This window comes from Vibrio qingdaonensis (genome assembly GCF_026191675.1).
GTDB classification, from domain to species: domain Bacteria; phylum Pseudomonadota; class Gammaproteobacteria; order Enterobacterales; family Vibrionaceae; genus Vibrio; species Vibrio qingdaonensis.
The window spans coordinates 1-261 of the sequence record NZ_JAKRRY010000205.1 but is presented as its reverse complement, the minus strand read 5'-3'; the positions used below and the strand labels follow the sequence as shown (position 1 = coordinate 261).

The following is a 261-nucleotide window of genomic DNA, read 5'->3' as shown; positions in this document are numbered from 1 at the left end:
GGCGGTTATCGTTGTTTGGCCGACGTTGACGCCAGACAAGAAGCCTGTCGGCGTTACTGTCGCGGTACTCAGATCCTCCGACGTCCAAGTGACGGAATCACTCACATCGGAGGAAGTGGTATCACTGTAGGTTGCGGTTGCCATTAGTGGTGTCAGTTGACCTTTGGCCACAGAAACCGAAGGCGGTGTGACCGAAATCGCGGTGATGACCGCAGCGCTGACCTCCACGCTCACTGTGTTACTGGTGACACCATCTTTAGT

1 protein-coding gene is annotated in these 261 nt (G+C 55.2%); it reads right to left on the bottom strand.

Features of this window, described 5'->3' with window-relative positions; translation table 11 throughout:
- The coding region (locus MD535_RS26045) for an Ig-like domain-containing protein (RefSeq protein ID WP_265678154.1) at positions 1-261 on the bottom strand (261 nt) is incomplete at both ends.